Annotated in this window: 18 protein-coding genes and 1 pseudogene; 9 read left to right on the top strand and 10 right to left on the bottom strand. The window is 69.6% G+C overall.

Annotated elements, in window-relative coordinates; translation table 11 throughout:
• The first annotated feature begins 656 nt into the window (after nucleotides 1–656).
• The 5 genes from ACTWQF_RS29065 (at nucleotide 657) to ACTWQF_RS29045 (ending at nucleotide 4,513) form a co-directional block, all read left to right on the top strand.
• Complete coding sequence (locus tag ACTWQF_RS29065; protein WP_443282679.1) at nucleotides 657–1,013, top strand: MerR family transcriptional regulator; 357 nt, start codon at nucleotides 657–659, stop codon at nucleotides 1,011–1,013.
• Nucleotides 1,014–1,440: 427 nt separating this feature from the next.
• Nucleotides 1,441–1,644 (top strand): cold-shock protein, encoded by a 204-nt coding sequence (locus ACTWQF_RS29060; RefSeq protein ID WP_443282678.1) that lies wholly within the window; start codon nucleotides 1,441–1,443, stop codon nucleotides 1,642–1,644.
• A gap of 378 nt (nucleotides 1,645–2,022) precedes the next feature.
• On the top strand, nucleotides 2,023–3,531 hold the full coding sequence (locus tag ACTWQF_RS29055; RefSeq protein ID WP_443282677.1) for a DEAD/DEAH box helicase: 1,509 nt from the start codon (nucleotides 2,023–2,025) through the stop codon (nucleotides 3,529–3,531).
• A gap of 112 nt (nucleotides 3,532–3,643) precedes the next feature.
• Complete coding sequence (locus tag ACTWQF_RS29050; protein WP_443282676.1) at nucleotides 3,644–3,949, top strand: SCO5918 family protein; 306 nt, start codon at nucleotides 3,644–3,646, stop codon at nucleotides 3,947–3,949.
• A gap of 189 nt (nucleotides 3,950–4,138) precedes the next feature.
• Nucleotides 4,139–4,513 (top strand): hypothetical protein, encoded by a 375-nt coding sequence (locus tag ACTWQF_RS29045; protein WP_443282675.1) that lies wholly within the window; start codon nucleotides 4,139–4,141, stop codon nucleotides 4,511–4,513.
• A 178-nt stretch (nucleotides 4,514–4,691) separates the two neighbouring features.
• Here ACTWQF_RS29045 and ACTWQF_RS29040 read toward each other — a convergent pair whose 3' ends face one another.
• Complete coding sequence (locus tag ACTWQF_RS29040; protein WP_443282674.1) at nucleotides 4,692–5,267, bottom strand: CGNR zinc finger domain-containing protein; 576 nt, start codon at nucleotides 5,265–5,267, stop codon at nucleotides 4,692–4,694.
• Between the two features lie 85 nt (nucleotides 5,268–5,352).
• Between ACTWQF_RS29040 and ACTWQF_RS29035 the strand changes: the two genes are divergently transcribed.
• Nucleotides 5,353–6,252: an alpha/beta fold hydrolase gene (locus tag ACTWQF_RS29035; protein ID WP_443282673.1), complete on the top strand. Its 900-nt coding sequence runs from the start codon at nucleotides 5,353–5,355 to the stop codon at nucleotides 6,250–6,252.
• Between the two features lie 59 nt (nucleotides 6,253–6,311).
• Here the strand turns inward: ACTWQF_RS29035 and ACTWQF_RS29030 are convergent, their stop codons facing one another.
• Nucleotides 6,312–7,106, bottom strand: a complete 795-nt coding sequence (locus tag ACTWQF_RS29030) for a class I SAM-dependent methyltransferase (protein ID WP_443282672.1) — start codon at nucleotides 7,104–7,106, stop codon at nucleotides 6,312–6,314.
• 74 nt (nucleotides 7,107–7,180) lie between these two features.
• Here ACTWQF_RS29030 and ACTWQF_RS29025 point away from each other — a divergent pair.
• Nucleotides 7,181–7,291: pseudogene (locus ACTWQF_RS29025) on the top strand (cytidine deaminase); the annotation flags it as partial.
• A gap of 10 nt (nucleotides 7,292–7,301) precedes the next feature.
• Nucleotides 7,302–7,658, top strand: coding sequence for a hypothetical protein (locus tag ACTWQF_RS29020; RefSeq protein WP_443282671.1), 357 nt, complete (start codon nucleotides 7,302–7,304; stop codon nucleotides 7,656–7,658).
• A gap of 98 nt (nucleotides 7,659–7,756) precedes the next feature.
• On the opposite strand, the gene ACTWQF_RS29015 is transcribed toward ACTWQF_RS29020, so the two are convergent.
• Nucleotides 7,757–8,191, bottom strand: coding sequence for a MerR family DNA-binding protein (locus tag ACTWQF_RS29015; protein WP_443282670.1), 435 nt, complete (start codon nucleotides 8,189–8,191; stop codon nucleotides 7,757–7,759).
• Nucleotides 8,188–8,646 carry a hypothetical protein gene (locus tag ACTWQF_RS29010; RefSeq protein WP_443282669.1) on the bottom strand — a complete coding sequence of 153 codons (459 nt, stop codon included), beginning with the start codon at nucleotides 8,644–8,646 and terminating at the stop codon, nucleotides 8,188–8,190. Before ACTWQF_RS29010 ends, ACTWQF_RS29015 begins: the two co-directional genes overlap by 4 nt.
• Nucleotides 8,647–9,020: 374 nt before the next feature.
• On the opposite strand from ACTWQF_RS29010, the gene ACTWQF_RS29005 reads away from it, so the two are divergent.
• Entirely contained in the window at nucleotides 9,021–9,614 is a 594-nt protein-coding gene (locus ACTWQF_RS29005) for a hypothetical protein (RefSeq protein ID WP_443282668.1), read from the top strand.
• 162 nt (nucleotides 9,615–9,776) lie between these two features.
• On the opposite strand, the gene ACTWQF_RS29000 is transcribed toward ACTWQF_RS29005, so the two are convergent.
• From ACTWQF_RS29000 to ACTWQF_RS28975, 6 genes are all read right to left on the bottom strand, one after another.
• Entirely contained in the window at nucleotides 9,777–10,622 is an 846-nt protein-coding gene (locus ACTWQF_RS29000; RefSeq protein ID WP_443282667.1) for a hypothetical protein, read from the bottom strand.
• A gap of 281 nt (nucleotides 10,623–10,903) precedes the next feature.
• A complete protein-coding gene (locus ACTWQF_RS28995; RefSeq protein ID WP_443282666.1) occupies nucleotides 10,904–12,541 on the bottom strand; it encodes a serine/threonine-protein kinase in 1,638 nt (545 codons plus the stop codon).
• 217 nt (nucleotides 12,542–12,758) lie between these two features.
• Nucleotides 12,759–14,003 carry a vWA domain-containing protein gene (locus tag ACTWQF_RS28990; RefSeq protein WP_443282738.1) on the bottom strand — a complete coding sequence of 415 codons (1,245 nt, stop codon included), beginning with the start codon at nucleotides 14,001–14,003 and terminating at the stop codon, nucleotides 12,759–12,761.
• Nucleotides 14,004–14,146: 143 nt separating this feature from the next.
• Nucleotides 14,147–15,454 carry an AAA family ATPase gene (locus ACTWQF_RS28985; RefSeq protein WP_443282665.1) on the bottom strand — a complete coding sequence of 436 codons (1,308 nt, stop codon included), beginning with the start codon at nucleotides 15,452–15,454 and terminating at the stop codon, nucleotides 14,147–14,149.
• A gap of 109 nt (nucleotides 15,455–15,563) precedes the next feature.
• Nucleotides 15,564–17,072 carry a hypothetical protein gene (locus tag ACTWQF_RS28980; protein WP_443282664.1) on the bottom strand — a complete coding sequence of 503 codons (1,509 nt, stop codon included), beginning with the start codon at nucleotides 17,070–17,072 and terminating at the stop codon, nucleotides 15,564–15,566.
• Between the two features lie 342 nt (nucleotides 17,073–17,414).
• Complete coding sequence (locus ACTWQF_RS28975; RefSeq protein WP_443282663.1) at nucleotides 17,415–18,671, bottom strand: ADP-dependent glucokinase/phosphofructokinase; 1,257 nt, start codon at nucleotides 18,669–18,671, stop codon at nucleotides 17,415–17,417.
• Between the last annotated feature and the right edge of the window lie 179 nt (nucleotides 18,672–18,850).

The following is an 18,850-nucleotide window of genomic DNA, read 5'->3' as shown; positions in this document are numbered from 1 at the left end:
GGCGTCGGCGGTTCCGCCCGTGGTCAGAACCGCTTGGACGGACAGGAGAGCCGGGACGGTGAGACGAACCAGGGCACGCAGCGAAATTCGTGTCATGGCCCGCATCTTCGGGGTGCACCGCGCGGGGAAGGGGGCGAACGCCCCCCACGTCCCTCGATCGGGCAAAGATCCGCGCCCGAGAGCGCTTCGGCCGGAGCGGACGAAGCGGGCCGGGGAGGAAATCTGCACTCGCGGGAGTAAGACATGAAGGGGCGTGCGGGTTAGAGTTTTTCGCGTAGCTGTGAAGATCAGAGAGGTTCGGCGGGTGACGAACTGCCGCACTTGCAGGTCAAGCAATCGTGGATGGGAAGCCAAGCGATGGGGTCGGATGTCGGGTGCTCCACCACTGACTGCCGGGCTGGACGGCCCAAGGAGCCGCGCGCAGTTGCGGGTTGGAACACGGTGACGGGAGCAGCGCTCGGGGGCGAGAGCAGTGCTCTGCTTTCGGAGCAGGCGGTCCCCGGTCCGTAGCCGCGATCCCCGCGCCCGCCCTCCCGGAGCGGTGGCGGGAAAAGAGAAGACCGGCGCAGCGCAGCGCCGGTAGATGGTGTTGATCCCTTCGGGGCCCTGGCACCGCATCGCACCAGGGCCCCTCGACGCGTTTCCGAAAGGTGTCAGTGGCCGCAGACAACCCTTCCAGCCCCGCCGGCAGGCTCGATGACGACGACTACCCCGCCTTCACCATGGGCCGGGCCGCCGAAATGCTCGGCATCAGCCCCGCCTTTCTGCGGGCCGTCGGCGAGGCCCGCCTGATCGTTCCGCTCCGCTCGGAGGGCGGGCACCGCCGCTACTCCCGCTACCAGCTGCGCCTCGCCGCCCGGGCCCGTGAGCTCGTCGATCAGGGCACCCCGATCGAGGCGGCCTGCCGCATCATCCTCCTCGAAGACCAACTCGAGGAAGCCAACCGCATCAACGAACAACTGCGCCGGCGGCACTCCTGCGACACCCCGTCCGAGGCGAAGACCGACGCCTGACGACGGCTGCCTCGACAGCCCGCAGTGGTGACCGGTGTCACCTCACTCGCCCCCGGCCGGGCCGACCGTTACTCGTCGTCCCGGAACCGGCTCAGGCGGTCACCGTACTCGCCGACGTCTCAGCCCGCGGTGACAGCACTGCTGCCGACCGGAGGCAAGAATCTCTTCCGGCCGTTGCAGAAATGCCGAAAATGAGCAGACAGGATTTCTCCCCCCGAGGTCCGCAGCGGGCACCAACCGCGGTCTCCGGCTCGACCGTGCTACGCTGATGGCAGTTGCAGTTGTGGTTCCCAGAGATATCACATTCTCTTTCGCCGCTCATCAGCGAGCGTACTTTTCATTTCCGGTGTTTCCGGAGGGGAGATCATCGCAGCGACTCCGGTTTCGCAAGGTGCGGATTCCGGTCACTGCCCCCGAGGGAGATTCAATGGCAGCTGGCACCGTGAAGTGGTTCAACGCGGAAAAGGGCTTCGGCTTCATCGAGCAGGACGGTGGCGGCGCTGATGTGTTCGCCCACTACTCGAACATCGCCGCCTCCGGGTTCCGCGAGCTTCAGGAAGGCCAGAAGGTGAACTTCGACATCACGCAGGGCCAGAAGGGCCTTCAGGCCGAGAACATCGTTCCTGCCTGACGCCGACGTCGACGCGTACCAGACAGCTGGGGTGCACCGCGCGTACGCGCCCCCAGCTCGTCCCCTTGACCGTGCCCCTCGTCTTCGACGGGCTCCGTGCGCGGCGGATCAACGGCAGCGTCGTCTGCCGAATTACCAAGTCTTCGGCAAGGCGGAATCCTGCTCCCGGCCCTTACGGGCCGAAGGGCGAGTGCCTTTTCTCCGGCCCATTCGCCGCCACCCGTTCCAATTCGCCGCTACTTTTTCCGAAAAGAACCGGCTGCCACTGCGGCCCGGTTTTCTTTGTCTTTTTCTCCGGCTCGTTCTTGCGAATACTCATGCAGCTCACCGCTGCTGGAGGAATTCCCTCGATGCGTGCCGCACCGAGGAAGGTTCCGTATGAATCGCTCCACCCGCACGAACGACAGCTCCAACCGCCCCCGTACGGGCGCCGGCGGCGGCTCCGGACGGGGTGGCCGCGGCCGTCCGCTGGGGACGGCCCGCAAGAGTGCTCCGTCCCGTTCGGCCACGGCCGGGCGATCGGGCGGTCAAGGGCATCGTTCCCCCTCCCGGCCCATGGAGTTCGCACTCCCGGTCACCAGCACCCCGCCGCTTCCGGCCGTCGAGAAGTTCTCCGATCTGGACCTGCCCGACCGTCTGCGTGCCGCGCTCAGCTCCGAAGGCGTGACCGTGCCGTTCCCGATCCAGGCGGCGACACTGCCGAACTCGCTGGCCGGCCGGGACGTCCTGGGCCGCGGGCGCACAGGCTCGGGTAAGACGCTTGCCTTCGGTCTCGCCCTGCTGGCCCGTACCGCGGGGCAACGAGCCGAGTCCCGGCAGCCGCTGGCCCTCGTCCTCGTACCCACCCGGGAACTGGCACAGCAGGTGACCGACGCGCTCACTCCCTACGCCCGGTCGCTCCAACTGCGGCTCACCGCCGTGGTCGGCGGCTTGTCGATCGGCCGTCAGGCAAGCGCGCTGCGCGCGGGGGCCGAGGTCGTCATTGCGACACCCGGAAGGCTCAAGGACCTCATCGAGCGGGGCGACTGCAGGCTGGACCAGGTCGCCATCACCGTCCTGGACGAAGCGGACCAGATGGCGGACATGGGCTTCATGCCCCAGGTGACCCAACTGCTCGACCAGGTAAGGCCGGAGGGGCAGCGGCTGCTCTTCTCCGCCACCCTCGACCGGAACGTCGACCGCTTGGTCCGCCGCTATCTGACCGATCCGGTGGTCCACTCCGTCGATCCCTCCGCGGCTGCGGTCACCACGATGGAACATCACGTGCTGCATGTGCACGACGCCGACAAGCAGGCCACCGCCATGGAGATCGCCGCCCGGGACGGGCGGGTGCTCATGTTCCTGGACACCAAGCACGCGGTGGACCGGCTGACCAAGCGGCTGCTGGCCGTCGGCGTACGCGCCTCGGCGCTGCACGGCGGAAAGTCCCAGTCCCAGCGCACTCGCACCCTCGCCCAGTTCAAGACCGGGCACGTCACGGTCCTGGTGGCCACCAATGTCGCGGCTCGTGGCATCCATGTCGACAACCTCGACCTCGTCGTCAACGTCGATCCGCCCAATGACCACAAGGACTATCTGCACCGCGGCGGTCGCACCGCCCGCGCCGGTGAGTCCGGCACCGTCGTCACCCTGGTCGTTCCGGACCAGCGCCGCAGCGTGAACCGCCTGATGGCCGACGCCGGAATCACGGCGCAGGTGGCCAAGGTGCGCTCGGGCGAGGCCGAACTGAGCCGTATCACCGGCGCCCAGCAGCCCCCTGGCGTACCCGTCACTATCGCCGCACCGGTCGCCGAGCGCCCCAAGCGCACCGGCTCCTCCGCGCAGCGTGGGCGGCGGGGCGGGCCTGCCCGAGGACGCCGTCGCCCGTCCTCCGGTATCGCCGCATGACGTGTTCCGCCGTGCTCGACGAGAACGTCCACACCGGGGGTGTCCTCGCCCGCCGACCGTCCCAGACAGTCAGCCCCTTCCGAAGCTCCCCCTTCTACCCTGTTGAGGCACTATGCGCTGCGTCATCGCCAACTCTGCTTTCTACCTGCTCAAGAGCGACGTACTGGAGGCCATGAAGGGCATCAAGCCCGAAACCGTCTCAGGGGCGTCCGTGACCATCGGCCGCCGCACCTTCCCTGTCAAGCAGGTCGGGGAAGTGGTCACCAGGCAGGACCGCCGCGACTTCACTGCCGAGGAAATGGGCAGGGCACTGACCCGGCTCGGCTTCACCTGCCACGGCGCTGTCACCGCGCCCGAGGCCGTTCTCACCCCCCAGCAGACGGCGGCGGCACTGCTGGGAACCACGCCGCAGGCTTGACCACCCGGGGGCGCAGGCGCCCGGGCCTCAGGCATGACCCCGGTGGTGTCACATGACGCCGCCGGGGCGTGGTACGTATCCACATCGGGACGGAGCAGCGCCCGTGGCGATGCTCCACTCGCCTCCCCGGAGCGGCGCGAGTCCCTGCCCGTCGCGGACCCGGTACGCGGCCTTATAGCATCAGCACCCATGTCGAATGCTGACGAGCTGCTCGTCGATATCGCCGCCATGGTGGAGTCGGAGCAAACCAATCAGATGTCTCTCACCGTCGTGGTCCACGGCGCTGTCATCACGGGGCGGTTGGCTCCCGAGACGGTGTGGAGGCAGCGAGTGGCCGAGGTCTTGAGGGACTCGGACCGGCTCGCCCCGTTCGCCGGAACTTTCATGGCGGTACCGGAAAGCACGGAGCCTCGTGGCCCCAAGTCGCCCTCCTACCTGCACTTCCATGTCGCCAGGATCCTCCAGGGGACCGTTGGCATTCCTGAAACGGGCGGGATGTACCGGATCGCCATCAAGGACGTGAGCGCCTGGACCATGGGGGACCTCAGCTACTCCGACCAGTGAGCGACCCGCGCCGTGCGCTCCGATTCGCGTCGGCCGGTACGCGATCGACGATGGTTTCCTGCACATCACCCTTGTACTTGGCGGCGCCCTACCCCGCCGACGTCGGACGGTGGGTCACCGACGAGCTCATCAGCGCGTGGGCCCGGGGGGCAGGCCATCGCCGGGTTGTGCGGGGCCGTCAGGTGGCTTTGTGCCGCTGGTAGTAGCGGGCGACGCGGGCTCGGTTGCCGCACCGGGCGGCCGAGCACCAGCGGCGGCGTGGATGGGCGGGCAGGAACAGCATGACGCAGTCGTCGGCCTCGCATTCCCGGATCGTCCCGACGGCCGGGTCGGCGAGCAGATCGGCAGCGGCTTCGGCGAGCAGGGCGGCAGTGCGGGCGCCCAGGGAGCCGGTACGGTGCCGGGTGACGGTGACCGCAGTGCCGTCCCAGGCCACATGGTTGATGGCGGGTGCGGCGGATTGGGCTTCGTTGAGTGCGCGCAGCGCGGCTTCCGGTGGGCGCTTACCTTGCCGGGCCTGGTTGATTGCAGCGGTTGCGTGGGCGCGTACCGCGTGGACGGCTCTCACATCGGCCGCGTCGACAGCTTCACGCCCGGCACCCGGGTCAGGGAGCCGGTCCGCCTGCAGAGCCAGCCAGGACCGCAGCCCGGCGGAGTCGGCTAGGAGGTCGACCGGGCCGTCCGCAGTGAGAGGCCGTGTGTTGACCAGGTCGAGGGCGAGTGGCTCTCCGGTCAGCGGCTCGAGACCATGCATGGGCCTAATGCTACTCCTGCCGATTGACGCATTAGCGCCGTGGCGGCTAGAACTAATGCCTGATCGCCGCTAGGAGGCATGTGACATGAGGATCCCCGCTGTCCCCCGGATACTCCACCGCCATGTCGAGGTCGACGGTGTGCGGATCTTCTACCGCGAGTCGACACCGTCCGAGGGCCTGGCCGAGGCCCCGGTGCTGCTGCTCCTGCACGGCTTTCCGTCGGCCTCGCACCAGTTCCGACGGCTCATGGACAGCCTCGGCGCGCATTACCGCCTCATCGCCCCCGACTACCCGGGCTTCGGTCACAGCGACGCCCCGCAATCCGCCACCACGGGCGGCACGTTCGCCTATACCTTCGACCGGCTCGCCGATGTCGCCGAAGGGTTCATCCAGCAGCTCACCCTGAGCCGGTTCGTGATGTACGTCTTCGACTTCGGCGCACCTGTCGGATTCCGTCTGGCGACCCGCCATCCCGAATGGATCGCCGGCCTCGTCGTCCAGAACGGCAACGCGTACACCGAGGGCCTCTCAGCCGATGCCCGCGACTTCATCGCCATGCGCCCGGAAACCCCGGGCGCCGAGGACACCGTCCGGAGCCTGCTGACCCTCTCTGCCACCCGGGCCCAGTACGAAGGCGGCACAAGCGACCCCCGCCTCATCGCCCCCGACGGCTGGACCCTCGACCAGCACTTCCTCGACCGGCCCGGCCGCACTCAGCCGCAGCTCGATCTGGCCTTCGACTACCACTCCAACCTCGCGCTGTACCCCCAGTGGCAGACCTGGCTCCGCGAGCACACCCCGCCCACCCTCATCACCTGGGGCCGCAACGATCCCTTCTTCCCCGAACCCGGCGCCCGCGCCTACCTGCGCGACCTGCCCGACGCCGAGCTCCACCTCTTCGACACCGGCCACTTCGCTCTGGAGGAAAACCTTCCCGAGATCGCTCCCCTCATCGCCGACTTCCTCCACCGCACCTGGAGATGAGCGAAAGAGCCCCTCGCATCTGCGCGGGATTCGTAGGACGCGGCAATGAGCGCGTCCGTTCAGCCGACCCGGCCGACGAGTACGGAGACGTGGACGTGCTCGGGAAAAGGCTCGTCGTGAGGCAGTGCCGCCCGGATGCCGTCCTCGAATGCCGGCCGGTTCTCGGCAGTCGGTAGTTGCTCTGCGGGAATGGCGGAGTAGAGACCGCCGATGACCTGGTCGATAGTCAGCTCGGCGGTGTAGGAGACCGTGGTGCTTCGCAGGTCTGAAAAGCCGGCGTCTTCGAGTGACTGTGCATACCGGAGCCGATCCCAGTCAGCGGTTCCGCAGGACGCGGTCAGTTCGGTGTCGAAGTGGCGTTCCAGCCAGGTACGCAGACCACGTGACCAGGCCGAGTCCTGCAGCCACAGCGGTGTCCCATTCGAGATCACGGCGATGCCTCCGCCTACGCGGAAGGACGGAAGGAGGCCGCGGAACAGCTCGTCGTGCCGCATCCAGTGGAGGGCCTGTCCCACGACGGTCATCGCGAGCGATGACTTATGTCCCAGCAGTGCGCCGAGGGAAGGGACATCGGTGTCGGCACCGAGCACCCAGGTGGCGTTGCGGACTCCGCGCTCACCGGCCGCCTTGCGAGCCAGGCGCAGCATGTCGGGTTCCGGGTCCATGCCGATTACCGCCCGTACCCGTGGCGCGAGCGGAATGGCAAGTTGTCCCGTGCCACATCCGAGGTCAAGGACGCTGTCTTCCGGAGACAGCGCAAAGTACTCCTGCAGGAAGTCGAGGACCTGTTCGGGATAGCCTCGCCTGAATTTTGCGTAGTACTCGGCCACTTCACCACTGAAGCCCACGGTCATGAGGGCACTATGTCGGGCTCCCACCCGACTGAACAGCCTCACGAACGGCTGATCGCTATGGGCTGAAGAGATCTCCCGCCCTCAAGGTCATCGTCGGCGAAGACGACCGCATCCGAACTGTCCTTGTCACCGACTTGCTGCCTCAAAGCTATGTCGGGGCCGACCACCAATTGGCGGCCGAGTAAATCGCGCCTCGTGACCGGCTCCGGCTTCCACGTCGCCGTCATCGACGCGCCCGGGCTCGGCGACCGGCCGCACACGGCGCACGACGAGCAGGAAATCGCCGTGATGCAGCGGGCGATGGCGGCGGGCGAGCCAGTCGGCCCGATCGTCGTCCGCTACAACGCCCACCTTGCGGAGCGCGCCGTACCCGAGTGGCAGGCGACCCTGGACGCCCTTCAGGAACTTCCGGAGATCGGCGCCGAAGGACCGGTCGGCTCACGGTCCGGTTCTTCGCCCGGCACCTCGGCCGAGCGGTCACCTCTCCGGCCTGACGTAGCGGTGCCGGCGTCCGGCTCCCAGCCGGGCGCCGCCACCGCGGCCCGGGGTTGATGCTGCGCAACCCGGAGCTTGTCCCGCAACTACCGTTGAGGCGGACGTTACTGGTCGGCCGCGCGCGCGAGCTCCAGCTTCGCGGGACGCTGTCGGGGTCACCATGGCACTCCGTGGTCATTGGCCGGGACGGCCTGGTCCCGGGTCGTACTACCGGTCAGTGCTGCCTCGACGGGGCACACGCAGTCGCCGTCCACGGCGCCCCCGGCCAGCGCCGCGAGGGCCGCGCGCATGCGGGTGAGGTCGGCGATGCGCTCATCGAGGTCCGCGAGCTTGGCGTCGGCGACGGCGCGCAGACGCGAGGACGGGACGAGGCCCTCCTGGGAGAGCGCCAGGAACGCCGCGATCTCCCCCATACCGAACCCCAGCCGCTGCGCCCGCTGTACGAAGCGGATGCGGCGGACGTCGCCCTGCGAGTAGCGGCGGTAGCCGGAGTGCGGGTCTCGCTCGGGGGAGAGGAACCCGCGGCGCTCGTAGTAGCGGACGGTGCTGAGCCGCACGCCGGCGGCGCGGGCGACGTCGGTCGGTGTCATGGGGTCACAGTCTCCCGGGTGCGGTGGTCGCGCGCTCGCCGTGCCCGGACCAGCGTCCACCCTTGCGCAAAGAGGAAACCGATCTCGATCACGAGGAAGACCACCAGCACGGGAGTCACGCCTGCGGCCAGAGCGTCCATCATCAGTAGTGCGAAGGCCGCCCGTCCAACGGTGTCAGCAGCGGTGGTCACCGTATCTCCGCGCACCAGACGCACCACTGCCCACATCGTCACCAAGACGCCGAAGAAGGTGACGAACAACAGGTGCTCCGGCCCGAAACCGCCAGGGGCTCGGCCCGGTAGGTCGAGTGCGGTGTGCGCGGCTCGGAGTCCGTCGATGGTGAGCCGGGCAGTCCATGGAGTCGCGAACACGAGGGCGACAGCGAGGTCGTACAGGGCGCCGATCCGGACGGGGTCGGTCCACCGGCGGCGGTTCGGGAGGGGTGAGTGGGTCATGCCGACAACGTGCACCCTGCACCGCGGTGCAGGGTCAAGCCCACGACGCGAGCGACGGAAGCCCTCCTGAGCGATTCCCAGCATTGCGAATGGTCGTGCAGGTCGCAGACGTCAAACGGCTGATCAGCCACCATGCAGACACCGGCCCGCGCAGGGGCACGATCCGAATCACCCCGGTCGCGGTCGCTGCACGTCGTCCGAGCACATTGTCGCGGAGGCAAATTGTTCGAGAGGGAGCGTGGAGTTTTCTGCCGATTACTTTCACAGAAAAGGCGGTTTGGAGACCGGCGGCTATGTAAGGATCCTCGCACCCGCAAACCTACTGGGGCGCCAAGCCTCCCAAGGAGCATTCCGCCGTGAGTTACCCCCACCCCATGCAGCAGCCCTACCCCTCTGCGCAGGGGGCGCCCGCTGCCCCGCCCGCGCCACCGAGACGTCCGGCCTTCGTGGTCGTCGTGTCGCTCATCACCGCGCTGTCGGCGCTCTGTTCCCTCATCGGCGCGTTCATTGTCTACGCGGGTGGAAAGGACTTCGCCGACGATTATCTGCGCCAGGCCATGGACGACAACCCGGATGCGGTCGGGCTGCCTGCCGGGACCAGTGCCTCGGAGATCAAGGACATGTCCGGGCCCATCTGGAACGAGGCCGTAAGCAGCCTTCAGGACACGATATCGGCACGGGCCGGCATCGCGATCTTTGTCGCGGCATGCCTCCTGCTGTTCACCGTCTTCGTCCTGCGTACGGGCGCGACCTGGGCGCGAGTGCTGATCACTGTGATGGCGGTCGTCCAGTTCATCCTGCCGCACACCCTCATTCTGGGCGACCAGCCGCCCAACAGCTTGTTCCTGACCAGCTTCCTCGCCATCATTTTCGGCCTCGTCGCACTTATCCTGGTCTGGCTTCCGCCGGTCGGGCGCTTCAACAAGGGACACAAGCAGGCTCGTTCGGTGCATTTCCGCCCCGCCTGAATTCCTGGTACTGCGCAGAGTCCACAGCCCACAGCCCACGCGAGGCGCACAGCCCAGTGGGATGCTCTCTTGTCGCCATGCAGTTGTGGCGGTGCCCGCACCGCCACAACTGCTTTCGCTGCCGCACCGACCGCCGCATCCGTTGCGCCCTCGGTCCGGCCCTCAGTGCTGTCCGTCGCCCTCCAGGAGGGCCAGGTCGGATTTGACGAGGGTTGTGGTCACGAGGAGTTCGGTGATCAGGTTGTGGTTGAGCGCATTGCCGACGGGCTGGGGGATTTCGTCTTCCATGAGCCCGGGCACCGTGCAGCTGAGCCTTGTCCGTACGCAGGCGACGACGCGTGCCGCCCGCCCCCGGGTCCAGTTCTCTCTCGGGCGCAGATCGGTCAGTTCGGCCGCGACCTCGGCCCAGGTGAGAGGTTGCGGCTGGGGGTCGTTGCGCAGATAGCGCTGGGCGAGGCAGATCAGGACCAGCTTCTCGGTCGCGGTCAGGTCCCACACATCGCCCTCGTGCGTGGCGGCCTCGCGCACACCGTCATCCCCTGCGCCCGGCGCCGGCGTGGCGATACGCACCTCCAGCAGGTGCTCCCGTTTCGGCCCGACGATGAACAGGGGGGTGAACCCGGACGCGAGCTCGACCCGGTCGCCGCCCAGCACCAGGCGGGCCCCCGGGAGCCGGATGGCCAGCCTCCCGGTGTTGTTCAGCACCCACCGCGAGTACTCCCGCGTGATGTAGCCGTGCCTGCGGCTGACGTGCGCATCGTCCGGCGCGACGCAGACATGGACTTCGGGTTCGTTGCGGCCGAACACGAGAGGGAAAGCGGCATCGGGAGCCATGCTCATGCCGCCGTTGACGCCCATGACGAACAGGGTGCCGGGCTGCGCGGGCGGAATACCGCGCGACAGGCTCCCGTAACCCTGCGGCAGCAGGTTGACCTTGCTCGGCAGCCGCGACGGCGACAGCGTCATCGTCCCTGCCTCCCCGTCCTCGTCCCAGTTGCTCGGAACCACGCTAGCCGCTTCCGTACGGGAGGGGACCCCGACCGGACGGTCCCTGTTCCGCAGGGTGGGCCGTGACCTCGTATCGCCCTCGCTCAGGCTGGTTGGTGAGGTGAGTGACCCGAGTTGGCCGGACCGGGTTCATTCGACGGCGTCGAGAACACCGTGGCTGCGGAGGCGGTCTTCCCCGGAAGCGGCCCGACCGCAGCCGGTCGAGCGCTTCGCCGGGACCTTGGCGGTGTGGAGGGGGGAGCGGCCTTCCCGCCCATCCCGACCAACTCGCAGACCACCAGTCATCCACGCCGATAACTGAACGTGCGCGTACCCTCCCATGTCATCTTCTTGATGCGGTATCTATGCGCCTTTTCGTCGGCGAGGCTACTGGGTCCGATGTCGACCACATCGGTGAGGCGCCAGGCGCCGTCGATCTTCTGCTCCACGAAGTAGGTGAACTCGTTGAAATCTTTTGTCGAAGACGCGAACGTGTTCCTGACGGTGAGAATTCTCCTGCCGTTCGTGGATGACCTCGGCAGCACGACAGTCTGATCCACCCAGACGGTAAGAGCTCCATCCCTAGGTACCCACTGCTCCGTCTTTTTGCCGTTCACGGAGATTGACGCGCTCTGCCCGGACACGCTGGAGTCGAGGCGGCGTGTCAGCCGCACGCCGGCGTTGGCCGGATCGACCGTCACGGTGAACTGACTCCATCCGCCGGGCCCGAATGCCCGGCCATCGTCGGTGACGGTGCGCCCGCGTTGCGCCGACGGCTTGATGGACTCCGGGAGAATCGACGGCTTGGCGGACTCCGGGAGAACCGACGGCTTGGCGGACTCCGGAAGAATCGACGACGACTTGGCGGGTGCTGAAGGAACGGCTGACGCCTTGTCGGATTCCGGGGGAATGAGGAACATCACCCCGGCCACGACGGCGCCCAGGGATGCCACGAGCCCGGCGAACAGGACGACCCGGCGCGGAATCCTACTTCCCGAAGGTGGGTCCACCGTGGTTTGTCCGTGAAGCCGATGGTCTGATTCCTTCTCCTCCGAGGCCAGGGCGCCGGTGGACTCGGCCTCCCTGGAGGCGATCATGTTCATCACGGCGGGAGGAAGCCAGTCGGCACTCGGCCAGGGCCCTGCCAGCCGGGCGAGAACCTCAGCGAGAGGCGGCCGGGCTGCGGGGTCTTTTGCCAGGCAAGCGACGATCAAGTCGCGATCCCCGCGTTCCACGGCAATATCGCGTAGGTCGGGTGGCTCGCTGGTGATTCGACGAAGGATGGCGGCGGTTGTCTCGCCGTCGAAAGGGCTATGACCGGTGGCCGCGAATCCCAGGACCGCGCCAAGGGCGAAAACGTCGCTGGCGGGTTCGGGCGGATGCCCGTTCACCTGTTCCGGGGACATGTAGGCGTAAGTTCCCAGGACAGCGCCGGTCGCGGTCATCTTGTTGGCGTCCTGCGTGCTGGCAATACCGAAGTCGATGATTCTCGGACCGTCGGCGGCCAGAATGACGTTGCCGGGCTTGAGATCTCGATGCACCAGCCCGCAGGCGTGGATTGCGGCCAACCCCTCGGCGAGCCCGGCGCCCAGAGTTCGTACGGCCTGCGCGTCGAGCGGACCGTGTGCGGTGACGGCACCATGCAGGGAAGGGCCGGGGATGTAGGCGGTGACCATCCACGGTGGATCGGCGTCGGGATCGGCGTCGATGACCAATGCGGTATGGAATCCCCCGACCCTGCGGGCGGCCTCGACCTCGCGGGCGAATCGGGCGCGGAATCGCTCACGGTGCGCGTATTCGTACCGGATCAGCTTCACCGCGACCGGACGTCCCCCGGGGGAACGACCGAAATACACCTGCCCCATGCCACCTTCGCCAAGCCGCCCCACCAGCCGGTACTTGCCGACGCGGCACGGGTCGCTGGGCTGCCGAGGATCCACCCAAGCCCCCCACCATCGATACGAGGACCCACACCATCAACCCCGCAAGAAGACTAAAGGCACTCGCTCCACAAAATGGTCCATTCATGCTCCACCTCCATCGATTCCATGCATCAACTTCATCGATCCATGACAAACCGCAGTACGTGGACGGCTCCTGCTCCTGCTCCTGCTCCTGCTCCTGCTCCTGACCTGGATACGGCGCCACTGTGCTTTCTCAGCTGATGGCGACGACACGCGCCCAGGGCGGCGGTGCGTCCGGGACGTAGTCGGGGTTCTCCTCGTCCACGGCGCGGGCGGGGCGGGGGAAGAGACCCACGACGGTGCGGCACGGCGGCTGAGCGGACGGCCATGGTGTCTGACCGTCCGTCAGGGCGACGATCACGTCCGGGCGTGGACGGGAGCGGAGCGCCCGAGCGAAGCCCGAGCGCAGATCCGTCCCACCACCACCGATCAGTTCGATGTTCTCGGCCCGGCAGAGCGGGACGGCGACCCCGGCCGCCGCGTCGCAGGAGATCACCGAGACCAGGTCTCGCCGCCCGCCCACCGCCCGCAAGATCGCCGCCACCTCCAGCAGCGCGCTGCCCAGCTCGGCGTCGCTCACCGAGCCGGAGGTGTCGATCACCACGCAGACCCGGGGCGGCGTACGGCGCAGGCTCGGCAGCAGCACCCCGGGGACACTGGCCGAGCGGCGGGACGGACGCCGGTAGCTGTGGTCCTCGCCCACCCCCGGCGCACCCGCCGCCGAGCGCACCGCAGCTCCCAGCAACTGCCGCCACGGCTGCGGTGGATGGAACGCCTCGTCCGCCCATCGGCGCCACCCCTCGGGCGCGTTGCCCGGCCTGCCCTTGATCCCCTCGGCGACCCGGAAGCGGACCGCGTCCCGCTGTTGCCTGCTCAGCCCGTGTGCCCCGTCGGGCCCCAGCTCCCACGGCCGGTCCTGCCCGTCGGCACCACTGCCGCAGTCCAGCCAGGCCAGGTCCACTGCGAGCCCGGACATCGACGCCGTACGCAGGTACTCCTCCATCAGCAGCCCGTCGGGCAGCCCCAACAGCGACGGCAGTGCCGCCCCGGCAGGCAGGGGCAGACCGTCACCGTAGATGTCGTCGTTGATCTCGAAGTCGGCCGCGATGTTCCGCCGCAGCCTCCCCCGGCCGTCGGCCGGGGGGACCCCCGTCTCGCTCCTCTCGCCCGGGCCGTGCTGCTCGTGCTCCCGTGCATACCGCTCGCCCCGCCCATGGTGGTCCCGGAGCAGGTGGGAGACCTCGTGCACCCAGACGCCCGCCAGCTCCTCCACCGGGGTGCGTGCCACGAAGCCGGGAGAGACGTAGCAGCGCCAGTGCACGTCCACCGCCATCGTCGGCACCGACCGGTCCTCCACCACGTGCAGCGCGAAGAGGGCGTCGGCCAGATAGGGACGAACCTTCACCGCGTGCAGCCGGGCGACCAGCAACTTCTCCATGTCCAGCGGGAGTCCGGGGCGGCCGGCCGGTCCGCCGGAGCCGGCCGACGGCCTCGGCGCGGTGGTCGGCGCCGGGCGCGGCGGCGCGGGCCGGGACATCGGGCGCGGCAGCGGGTGCGGCCCGGGGCGCTTGGCGGCCCCCGTCATCGGCGAGCCCCCGTCGCCCGCCCGGCGTCGGCCGACGCCCTAGTCCGCCCGACCGACCGGTCAGTACGCCGGGCGAGACCGACCACCCCGGTCAGCCGCTCCACCGTCTCCGGCACGTCCCAGTCGTCGCGTCGCAGCGCGGCCAGCGCCGTCGCCGGGGCGACCAGCAGGTCGGGGGCGCCGGTCTCCAGCGCCCGGACAAGCACCGCCCAGCCCGCCTCCCACCGCTCCCGCTCCGGCCGCGCCCCGACGGCAGCCACCACCGCCTCCAGCGCCGCCTGACGCAGATCGCCCCGCTCCGGCAGTTCGGCGGAGGCCGGATCGGCCAGCAGCGACTCCGGGTCCGGCAGGTCCATCCGGTCCAGATGGGCGAGGAGTTCGAGCCCGGGCCCGTCCCCCACCGCGCCCCGCACCAGCAGCGCCAGTACCTCCCGGGAGACGGAGGCCGCCGTGCCGAAGGCCAGCAGGGTCAACGCGGCCTCCCAGCTCCGGGGCGAGGGCCAGGCTCCGCCGCGCCGCGTCTCGGTGCTCGGCAGCCGGTGGATCAGCGTCGGCCGGACTTCCAGGAAGCCGCAGACCGCGCGCCGGGCGAAAGCCACCGCCTCCGGCAGCTGCTCCCGCACCAACCGGGGCAGCTGCGCCCGGGGCCAGACCCCGCCCAGCCCGCGCACCACCACCTCCCGGTCGTGCGCCCAGTGCAGATGCACGAACCGGTTGGCAAGCGGCGGACTCAGCTCCCATCCGTCCGCTGCCGACGCGCGCGGATTGGCGGCGGCCACGATCCGTACCCCCGGCGGCAGTTGCAGCGCACCGACCCTCCGCTCCAGGACGACCCGGAGCAGCGCGGCCTGGACGGCCGGGGTGGCGGTGGAGAGCTCGTCCAGGAAGAGCAGCCCCCGCCCGGCCCGAACGAGTTCCACGGCCCACTGCGGCGGCGCCATCGGCACCCCCTGCACCGCCGGGTCATCGCCCACGATGGGCAGCCCGGAGAAGTCGGACGGCTCGTGGACGCTGGCGATCACGGTGGTCAGCGGCAGGTCGAGGGAGGTGGCGAGCTGGGTCAGGGCCGCGGTCTTGCCGATGCCCGGCTCGCCCCAGAGCAGCACGGGCAGGTCGGCCGCGACGGCCAGGGTGAGCGCTTCGAGCTGCTCGTCGGGGCGCGGCTCGGTGGTGGTCGTCCGCAGGAGGGTCAGGAGATCGTCGGCGAGGGCGAGATGGGTGCCGGTTCCGGATGCGTCGACGGGGGTGGATGCGGGCGTGCCGGCGGCCGGGACGGAGGCGGAAAGGAGAGTGCTGGTGGTCATGAGCATCACCTGGGGTGGGATAAGGGAACGGGCGGCCCGTCCCGGATGTCGTATGGGTGTGCGCTGCGGATTGCGCAGTGCGGGGAAGGACTTCGGAGGGGGCAGCCGGTCAGCAGGTCAGGCCGGTGCGGGGCCGGGCCCGGCTGCTCCGCTTGCGGCGCATTGCGGGAGGCGTACGGCGGTCGAGTCGGGGTCGGTGACCCGTATCCGCGTGCCCCACGCCCGAGGCGTTCCCCGCCCCTACCGCACCGGCAGCGGGGTGGACGGCGACCAGTCCCGAGCGGAAGAGCCCATGGTCGATACGGCGGGCCGCGGCCGACTCCAGTTCCTCGCGGAGCGGCCCGTCGCGCAGGACCGCACCGGGACCGAGCAGCCCCTCGACCACGTCCAGCGCCCCGGCGACGTCCCCGTGGCCGAGCCGCTCCCGAACCGCGGGCAGTGCCTCGGGATTGCGGTGCACCGCGTCGATCGCCCGCAGACAGGGCAGCGCCGGCCCGCCGAGCGCCACCAGCAGCTCCTCCCGGCGCAGTTGGTCCGGGTCGTGATCGATCGCCGTCAGCGCCCCGTCCCGCAGCGCGATCCGGTGGACCTCGCCCCGGCACTCCACCCGATGCGGATCGCCGGGCTCGGGGGCGGGACCGGCCACCGGTGCCGAGCCGGGCGCCGCCGAGCCGGAGGCCGCCAGTGCTGCGGCGACGAGCGGGTGCAGCCGTTCGGCCACGACCAGCCCGGTCCGCAGCAGTTCCAGATCCGGAAGGACCCGGGCCGCCGCCTCCGGTAGCACCGGAAGCGCCGCGACCTCCTGTGGCGGCAGCGCCTCCCACAGCGGCCGGAACGTAGGGGCATGGCTGTCGTCGGGGGCGACGAGTTCGAGCACAGCGCGACTCCGCGCACCGAGCCGCACGGTGAAGGCCCCACGAGGGCGCCCCTCGGCCCGCAACAGCAACTCCGCCTCGGTGGCCCAACTTCCCACCGCCCACGCGGAATCGTGGAGGGTAGGCCGATCGGTACGATCCAGCATGACTGGCCGGCCGGGTGCGTTGGGCCGGTCCGGCGGCGCTGTGGACGATGCCCCGCCCGCACCGCACCGCCGCGCCAGTTCGCCGCTCCGCCCGGAGTCCCAGAGGTGCCGGTGCAGGTCGAGCCGGAAACGCCGGTCAGGGTGTGGGTGCGGATGGTGTCCGGGGGCGTCGTTCCCGGAGCCCTCCCACAAGGCGAGGGATATCCGCTGTCCGGCGTCCGCCCAGGCCGGCGGTGTCCGCACCACCAGCTGCAGCGGCGTGGTGCCGAAGCCCCGGTAGCAGGCCAGCGAGATGGTGAGGCCGGGCCGGAGCCGCCCGTCGGGGGCGATCCGGGGCATGTGCCAGCGGAGCAGATCCGGCGCCAGTCGACGCAGATCTGCACGGAGGTGGGTGACGAGATCGGTGCCGTGGCGGTCGCGCACGGCGCGCAGATCGAGATCGACATCGATCCGGGTGGCGGCGCAAGCCCCCGCCCAGTCACCGACCGCACGCCGTGTGGTCGCTGTCTCGATCATGGACGGTGGCACGGCGTACTCGCGCACGCGCTGCCACATCGACAAGCGGGCCGGAATCGTGTTCGCGAAGTGATGTGCCATCAGCACTCACCTTGCGCGAACGATTCCCCCAATCCGTACGAGGAGAAGTTCTTCATCACCGGCATCCTAACCATCCCGAACAGGAGCTGTCAGTCAGTCCACTTGGATCGGCCGTGCGGACCTGAGCAGTCTTTTCGGGTGGGCCCAGCTGGTCGCGGCGCCGAGATCCCCGAGTGCGGTCACTTCATCCCCGAGGAGCGCCCCGACGCCCTCCTGGAACACCTCCGCGATTTCCTCATGCCTCTTGGCAGCGCGTGACCAGCGCAGACCTCCAACCGGATGAGGAGCCTGGCCGGTTCGTCGCCCTCCGGCATGGCCGGCGGATCGGGGGCCGGGCGCTGGTCAGGGCAGGCTCTCGGCAAGCAGCAGGCCGGCGACGAAGGTGTCGCCGAGGCCCACGGTCGCCGCGGGTCTGCGCAGATGGGGGGATGGGACGCTGGTCGCCCGCCAGCCGTCGCCGAGCGGGCCGCCCGTCGGCCGGTCGGCCGTGAACTCGGCGTCGGGCGGCGGCACCAGCTCGGCGACCGGACGCCCGGCCCGGGCGCGGGCCCCGGCGAGCAGGCTGCCGACGAGCAGCGCTCCGGCCGGGTCCGTCTGCTGGTTCCGGTGCACGGCTAGCGCCCAGTCGTCGGCGTGGACGACGACCCGGAGGGCTCCGGTCCACTCGGCGATGTCGCGGGCGAGCAGCCGGGGATCGCCGCGCCGCTCATTCAGCGAATACAGCTCGGACAGGCTGAGTCCGACGGAGGTCGCCACGCGCAGGTCCAGGGCCTCGCGCAGCCGTTGCGGGGAGGAGAACTCGGCGAGTTCGTGATGGACGACGGGGATTCCTGCCGCTGCCCAGTCGCGCCCGAGGCCGACGAGCCAGTTCCGGGAGGCCAGGTCGCCGTCCGGCGGCCCGTTGAGGCCCGACAGCAGACCGGCCCGCACGCCCGGCAGCCGGGGCGTCAGTGCCGCGAAGTCCTCGTCCTGCTCGATCGGCTCGTCACCGAAGCGCACGATGATCCGGGTCGAGCGCAGCACGGCGCCCTGGCCGTAGCGGGTGCCTGCCGTGAACTCCAGGACGCAGTGCGGTTGTTTGGTCGGGTGTCCGGACGGAGTGACCGATCCGGCGGGCACCACGGTGTCCGACTGGCAGAGCCCGGTGCGGGGGTCGATCACCGCCAGTTGTTCGGGGCTGCGGTCGGCCAAGGCCAGCACAGATGGAGCCCCGACCGTGGCCAGGGCCCAGGAGACCTGCGGGCCTGTGCCGCCGAGCTGGTACCGGCCTGGTCGGCCGAGCAGCGCCGTGAGCCACCGGGGCCCGCCCGGCCAGTGGCGGACGAGTTCACCTCCGCGGGCGGCCTCCACCCGGCCCAGGATCTCGGTGAGCAGGTCCCGTCCCCGGGCTTCCTCCTCGTCGGCGGGCGGGGACGCCGCGGCGTGCGCCATCGCGGCCAGCAGCCGGGCGTCGATCCGCCAGAGCCCGTCGACGCAGGCGCTGTTTCCGGTCAGTACGGTGTGCGCCCGTAATGCGTCCGCGGTGACCTGGTGGGCCAGCCGCGTGTAGGTGTCGCGCCATCCGCTGTACGTGTCCAGCAGGGCAAAGCCGTTGAGCATAGTCCCCCTCCCCCAGCCGACGGACGATGAACAGCCCGAATCCGGCGGCGATGAGCACCTCGGTAACGAACATCGCTGCCGCGACCGTCGATCCGTAGCCGAATTCCAGCCCTGAGAACGTCTTTTGGGGCACGAACAGCGCACCCCGCAACCGTCCGGCAGGGGCAACGCCCTGACCG

The organism is Streptomyces sp. 8N114, from assembly GCF_052245835.1.
In the GTDB taxonomy this organism is placed as follows: domain Bacteria; phylum Actinomycetota; class Actinomycetes; order Streptomycetales; family Streptomycetaceae; genus Streptomyces.
This window is presented reverse-complemented; position numbering and strand designations above follow the sequence as displayed.

Coding starts and splice junctions, on each gene's coding strand:
- ACTWQF_RS29060 (WP_443282678.1), top strand. CDS start 1,441: ATGGCAGCTGGCACCGTGAAGTGGTTCAACGCGGAAAAGGGCTTCGGC.
- ACTWQF_RS29055 (WP_443282677.1), top strand. CDS start 2,023: ATGAATCGCTCCACCCGCACGAACGACAGCTCCAACCGCCCCCGTACG.
- ACTWQF_RS29050 (WP_443282676.1), top strand. CDS start 3,644: ATGCGCTGCGTCATCGCCAACTCTGCTTTCTACCTGCTCAAGAGCGAC.
- ACTWQF_RS29045 (WP_443282675.1), top strand. CDS start 4,139: ATGTCGAATGCTGACGAGCTGCTCGTCGATATCGCCGCCATGGTGGAG.
- ACTWQF_RS29040 (WP_443282674.1), bottom strand. CDS start 5,267: ATGCATGGTCTCGAGCCGCTGACCGGAGAGCCACTCGCCCTCGACCTG.
- ACTWQF_RS29035 (WP_443282673.1), top strand. CDS start 5,353: ATGAGGATCCCCGCTGTCCCCCGGATACTCCACCGCCATGTCGAGGTC.
- ACTWQF_RS29030 (WP_443282672.1), bottom strand. CDS start 7,106: ATGACCGTGGGCTTCAGTGGTGAAGTGGCCGAGTACTACGCAAAATTC.
- ACTWQF_RS29015 (WP_443282670.1), bottom strand. CDS start 8,191: ATGACACCGACCGACGTCGCCCGCGCCGCCGGCGTGCGGCTCAGCACC.
- ACTWQF_RS29010 (WP_443282669.1), bottom strand. CDS start 8,646: ATGACCCACTCACCCCTCCCGAACCGCCGCCGGTGGACCGACCCCGTC.
- ACTWQF_RS29005 (WP_443282668.1), top strand. CDS start 9,021: ATGCAGCAGCCCTACCCCTCTGCGCAGGGGGCGCCCGCTGCCCCGCCC.
- ACTWQF_RS28990 (WP_443282738.1), bottom strand. CDS start 14,003: ATGGAGAAGTTGCTGGTCGCCCGGCTGCACGCGGTGAAGGTTCGTCCC.
- ACTWQF_RS28985 (WP_443282665.1), bottom strand. CDS start 15,454: ATGACCACCAGCACTCTCCTTTCCGCCTCCGTCCCGGCCGCCGGCACG.
- ACTWQF_RS28980 (WP_443282664.1), bottom strand. CDS start 17,072: ATGGCACATCACTTCGCGAACACGATTCCGGCCCGCTTGTCGATGTGG.
- ACTWQF_RS28975 (WP_443282663.1), bottom strand. CDS start 18,671: ATGCTCAACGGCTTTGCCCTGCTGGACACGTACAGCGGATGGCGCGAC.